The sequence below is a fragment of the Streptomyces sp. genome (genome assembly GCF_031178505.1).
Lineage (GTDB): Bacteria > Actinomycetota > Actinomycetes > Streptomycetales > Streptomycetaceae > Streptomyces > Streptomyces gulbargensis.
Window position 1 is genome coordinate 1 of record NZ_JAPSIW010000506.1, and the last position, 5286, is coordinate 5286.

Consider the following 5286-nt stretch of genomic DNA (forward strand, 5'->3'; position numbering starts at 1 on the left):
CTGCGGCCCGGCGTGCCCGGCCCCGCCGGGATGCCCGCCCCCGTCCGCGCACGACTCGTCCTGACGTCCGGCATGACCGTCCGGCCCCGCGTGGCCGTCCCCGTGGCCGCGCCCCTGCGGCCCGGCGTGCCCGGCCCCGCCGGGACGCCCGTCCCCGCCGCCGCGCGACTCCTGACCGTCCCGGTCGGGGATCCCGTCCCCGTCCCGTCGGCGCTCGGCCTCCCGGCCGGCGTGACCGGCTCCGCCGGGAAGTTCGTCCGGGCCGGGCCCGGCCCGCCGGTCGGCGGGGTCGTCTCCGGACCGGCGGACCTCCCGCTCGACGCGGCGGTCGCGTTCGGGGGAGGTCTCCGTACCGGCCGGGCCGTCCGGTTCGACGAGGACCGCCTCGGGCAGCAGCCGGGTCAGGTCGGCCGTGCGGACGGGGTGGACCGGGTCGCGGGCGAAGTCGCTCGCGTCGACGCGGACGCCGTGGACGTACTGCACCCCCGCGATCGTGGTCCGGCCCTCCGCGGGGAACGCGGGGGCGACCAGGACCGCTCGCCGGCCCGACGCCTCGCGCGCCGCGCGGAGTTCGGCCGTCACATGGCCGCGGAGGGTGGAGTCGACCGTCTTGAACACCAGGTCCGCCCCTGCGAAGGCCCGGGCCGCGCCTCGGGTCCGGGCGACGGCGGCGGCCTCGTCGAGCAGCCGGCTGCCGAGGTCGACGGCGAGGACCCCGCCCTCCTCCGCGACGCCCCCGAGGTCGGTACCCGCCAGCAGGACGCGGGCCGGGTGCCCGGCCCGGCGGAACGGCGCGGCTCCGTCCCCCGCGCTCGTCAGGTCGTCGGCGAGGACGGCGACGCGCGACAGGGAGGCGGGGGCAGGAAGTGGCATCGTCGGCGTTCCTCGGCTCGCGGGTGGTCCACGGCCGCCACCCTGACGCCCACCACCCTGGCGGCCACCGGGGGTGGAGGGCAACCGCCACTCCCGTACCGGACCCCGCCGGCGAGCCGACGGGCCTGGCGCGCGCCGCCACTCATCCTGTGGCAGGAGAAGTCGGTGTCCCGGGTCGCGCCGCGAGGGCGACCCCAGGGACCGCTCCCGAGATCGGCGCGCGCACCGGAGCGGCCCCGGTGCCCGACGCCCACCGGTCGCCGCCGTCAGACGCGTACGAAACGCCCGGCGGCTCCGCCCCGGAGCCGGCCCGGCGGCACCGTACGCCCGAAGGCGAGGAGCAGCAGCTCCTGGGCGGGCCCGGTGACGGGCTCCCCCGAGCCGAAGGACCAGTCGAGGTCGTCCGCGCGCAGCGCGACGCCGGAGAGGTCGGCGCCGAAGAAGCGGGCGCTGCGCGGGCCGACGCGGGCGAGGGCCGTCCGGAGACGGTCCTCCGGGATCCGCCGGTCGAGGCCGAGGGCCACCGTGATGTCCAGGCCGTGCACGACGTCGTGGGCGAGAACCATGTCGTACCCGCCGATCGGCATCTTCCACGGGTGCTCGGCGTCCGCCCGCAGGGCTTCGGCGAGTTCCCGGGTGCCGAGGGCGGCGGTGTCGGCCCGCGCCAGGCGGTCGGTCACCCGGTCCATGCTGCCGCGCGCCCGGAGGAGTTCCCGGGCGAGCCGCCGGGCGGGGTGGCGCATGGCCATGGTGAGGTGGGCGGCCACCTCCCGTACCCGCCATCCCTCGCAGAGGCTGGGCGCGTCCCACTGCGCCTCGGTGAGCGTGTCGAGGAGGTCCGCGAGGTCCCTCCGCTCGGCCGCGATCTTGTCCCTGATACCCATGCGACCAGCCTCCGCGCGCCCGCTCCGTACGTCCAAGACCGGTCGGTGCTCGTTCCTAGAATCGGCGCTTATGGAACTGCACCGGCTGCGCTACTTCGTCACGGTGGTCGAGGAGGGCAGCTTCACCCGGGCCGCCGCCCGGCTGCGGCTCGCCCAACCGGGCCTCAGCGCCCAGATCGCGCGCCTGGAACGTGAGCTGGGTCAGCGGCTGTTGGACCGGGCCGGCCGCACGGTGACCCCGACCGAGGTCGGGACGGCGGTCCTGCCGTACGCGCGTGCGGCGCTGGCGGCGGCCGAGGCGGTGCGGGACACGGCGGCCGAGTTCGCGGGGCTGCTGCGGGGCCGGGTCTCCCTCGGTCTGGTTCCCGGCGCCGGTATCCATCTGTTCGACCTCGCGGGGCTCCTCGCCGATTTCCACGCGGACCATCCGGGGGTGGAGGTGGCCCTCTCGGAGGGCGGTTCCGAGGAGATGCTGACGGCGGTACGGGAGGGCCGGCTGGACCTCGCCCTCGCCGGACTCCCCGGGCCCGGCCCGCTGCCCGGGCTGCGGCTGCGGCCCGTGGTCGACTGCCCGCTGGTCGCGGCCGTGGCCCCGGGCGATCCCCTGGTCCAGGTGACCGGCACCGGTGACGGGCTGCCCCTCACGGCGCTGCGCGGCCGGCGCCTGATCTCGCTGCCGCGCGGGACGGGGGTGCGCGGGGTGCTCGACGGGCTGTGCGCGGAGGCCGGGTTCACCGCGGAGGTCGGATTCGAGGCGGCCGCTCCCCGGATGCTGGCCCGGCTCGCCGCCCGCGGCATGGGCGTGGCGGTGCTGCCCGCCCTGGCCCCGGAGGTGGCCCGGGAGCTGGGGGTCGTCACCGTGCCGCTCGCCGCTGCGGGGGCCCGCGGGCGGGTGGCCCTCGCCTGGCGGACCGGCACCCCTCCCGCCCCGGCCGCGCGGGAGCTCCTGGGGCGCCTGCGGGAGGCGCTTCCGACTCCGTACGGGACGACGGTTGGAGAACCGGGCTCCGGACGGACTCCGGAGCGGATGCCCGGCCCGGTCCCGGAGCCGATGTACGGCCCGGTGTCCGAACCTTCCCCGGTCCCGGAGCCGATGTACGGCCCGGTGTCCGAACCTTCCCCGGTCCCGGCTCCGGTCCCCGCCCCCTCGCGGACGCCCCGGGCGGCGACCGGTGACGGGCCCCGAGCGGAAGAATCTGGCCAGGAGCGGCGGTGAGCTGGCAGGATCGCGGCATGCTCGCCTCCCTCTCCCGTGCCGCCCGCCGCCGCCTCCTGGCGGGTGCGGCCGCGCTGCTCGTGGTGTGCGGGCTCCTCGTGTGGTGGCTGGTGCCGTTCGGCGGCCCGGCCCCGAGCGGTTCCGTCACCTTCAGCACCGGCGTGCCCACCGGCGTCTACCAGCGGTACGGGGAGCTGCTCCGCCAGGCCCTGGCCCGCGACCTGCCGGAGGTGTCCGTCACGCTGAAGGACAGTGAGGGCTCCCAGCAGAACCTGGCCCGTGTCGCCTCCGGAGAGGCCGACTTCACCGTGGCGACGGCCGACGCGGTCGCCGAGTACGAGCGGGAGCGCCGGCCCGGTCACGAGCGGCTGCGGGGCTGTGCGCGGCTCTACGACGACTACGTGCAGCTGGTGGTGCGCGAGGGCTCGCCGCTGTGGAAGGTGTCGGACCTGCGCGGCCTGCGGGTGGGGGTCGGCCAGGACGGTTCGGGTGTCCGGCTGATCGCCGACCGGGTCCTGGCGGCGGCCGGTCTGGCGCCCGACCGGGACGTGCGGGCGGTCTCGGCGGGCATCGACACGATGCCCGGCCTGCTGGAGCGTGGTGAGCTCGACGCCTTCTTCTGGTCGGGCGGCCTGCCCACCCACGCCGTGCAGGAGCTGTCGGAGCGGTTCCCGATCCGGCTGATCACGCTGGAGGCGGACCTGGTGGAGAAGCTGCACGAGGCGGGCGATTCGACCCGCCACTACCGCTCGGCGGTGATCCCCGCCGACGCGTACGCGGACGCGCAGGACGGCCGGCCGGTGGAGACGCTGGCCGTCGCCAACCTCCTCGTCACCACGGACGCGGCCGACCCGGACCTGGTGGAGGGCTTCACCCGTACGGTGATCGGGAGCCGGGACCGGATCGGCAGCCAGGTCCACCCGGCCCAGCTGGTGGACCTGCGCACCGCGATCTACACGGAGCCGCTGACGCTCCACGAGGGCGCGCGAAGGTATTACCGGTCGGTCAAGCCCTGACGGCAGGGGCGGCCCGGGGCGGCAACGGCCCGTGACCGGTGCCCGGCGGGTGCCGGACCACGACGGCCCCGCCCCGTGGCGCGGGCCCCGGCCCCACCCCGTACCCGCGTCAGTCCGCTCTGCTCTCCGGGTCCGGGGCGTCGATGGGGGCGTACCGGGGGACCGTGACGGTGACGCGCAGGCCGTGCGGCTCGTTCGGGGCGAAGGTCATGCCGCCGCCGCCCGCGGCGAGCAGGACGCGGGCGATGGAGAGGCCGAGGCCGGAGCCCTTGACGTTCTGGTGGCGGCCGGAACGCCAGAAGCGGTCGCCGACGCGGCCGAGCTCCTCCTCGGTGAGGCCGGGGCCCCGGTCCGAGACGACGACGGCGATGTTCTCCCCGGTGGGGACCACCGAGACGGTGACCTCCTCTCCCGCCGGGGTGAACTTGAGCGCGTTGTCGACCACCGCGTCGAGCGCGCTGGAGAGGGCCACCGGGTCCGCCCAGGCCGTGGCGGCGCCGCAGGAGCCGGCGAGGCGGACGCCCTTGTCCTCGGCGACCGGCCGCCAGGAGGCGACCCGCTCGGCGGTCAGCGCGCCCACGTCCGTGAGGCGCGGCTCCGGCCTGGCGTGCTCGGCGAGCGCCAGGTCGAGAAGGTCGTCGAGGACCTGGGCCAGCCGCTTGCCCTCGGTGCGGACGGAGGCGATCTCCTCGTTGCCCTCGGGCAGTTCCAGGGCCAGCAGCTCGATGCGCAGGAGCAGTGCGGCGAGCGGGTTGCGCAACTGGTGGGAGGCGTCGGCGACGAAGGCCCGCTGCTGTTCCAGCGACTCCTCGACGTTGTCGGCCATCTCGTTGAACGAGCGGGCGAGACGGCGGAGTTCGGGCGGGCCGCCGGCCGCGGCGACACGGGAGTTCATGCGGCCGGTGGCGATGTCGTGGGTGACGGCGTCCAGGACGCGGACCGGGCGCAGGACCCAGCCGGTGAGCCGGAAGGCGGCGCCGACGGCGAGCAGCATCGCCGCCGCCTCCCCGGCGAAGATCAGCAGCCAGCCGCGCAGGATGCGGGAGCGGAGATGTCCGGTGGGCGAGTCGGTCACGACGACGGCGACGACGTCGCCGTCCCGCACGACCGGCGAGGCGACGAACAGCCGGGCGTCGCCCTGCCACGGCCAGACCTGCGGGGGGTCGTGGCTGCGGCGGCCGAGCAGGGACTCGTGGTAGGCGCGCCGGCCCTCGCCCTCGGCGGGAACGGTCCAGTCGGTGGGGGCGGTGGCCATGGCACGGTCGTCGCGGTAGAAGACGCCGGCCCGGATGTCGTA

The 5286-nt window shown here is 76.6% G+C and carries 5 protein-coding genes; 2 read left to right on the forward strand and 3 right to left on the reverse strand.

Annotated features, from left to right (window positions below):
* Both RIF68_RS26430 and RIF68_RS26435 read right to left on the reverse strand, forming a co-directional pair.
* On the reverse strand, positions 1–873 hold an 873-nt coding region (locus RIF68_RS26430; RefSeq protein WP_309053804.1), incomplete at its 3' end, for a four-carbon acid sugar kinase family protein.
* A gap of 266 nt (positions 874–1139) precedes the next feature.
* Positions 1140–1757 (reverse strand): maleylpyruvate isomerase family mycothiol-dependent enzyme, encoded by a 618-nt coding sequence (locus RIF68_RS26435; RefSeq protein WP_309053805.1) that lies wholly within the window; start codon positions 1755–1757, stop codon positions 1140–1142.
* A gap of 70 nt (positions 1758–1827) precedes the next feature.
* Between RIF68_RS26435 and RIF68_RS26440 the strand changes: the two genes are divergently transcribed.
* Positions 1828–2973 (forward strand): LysR substrate-binding domain-containing protein, encoded by a 1146-nt coding sequence (locus RIF68_RS26440; protein WP_309053806.1) that lies wholly within the window; start codon positions 1828–1830, stop codon positions 2971–2973.
* A gap of 17 nt (positions 2974–2990) precedes the next feature.
* Positions 2991–3989: a TAXI family TRAP transporter solute-binding subunit gene (locus tag RIF68_RS26445; protein WP_309053808.1), complete on the forward strand. Its 999-nt coding sequence runs from the start codon at positions 2991–2993 to the stop codon at positions 3987–3989.
* Positions 3990–4098: 109 nt separating this feature from the next.
* On the opposite strand, the gene RIF68_RS26450 is transcribed toward RIF68_RS26445, so the two are convergent.
* Positions 4099–5286, reverse strand: a 1188-nt coding sequence (locus tag RIF68_RS26450; RefSeq protein ID WP_309053807.1) for a HAMP domain-containing sensor histidine kinase, incomplete at its 5' end; no start/stop codon positions are given.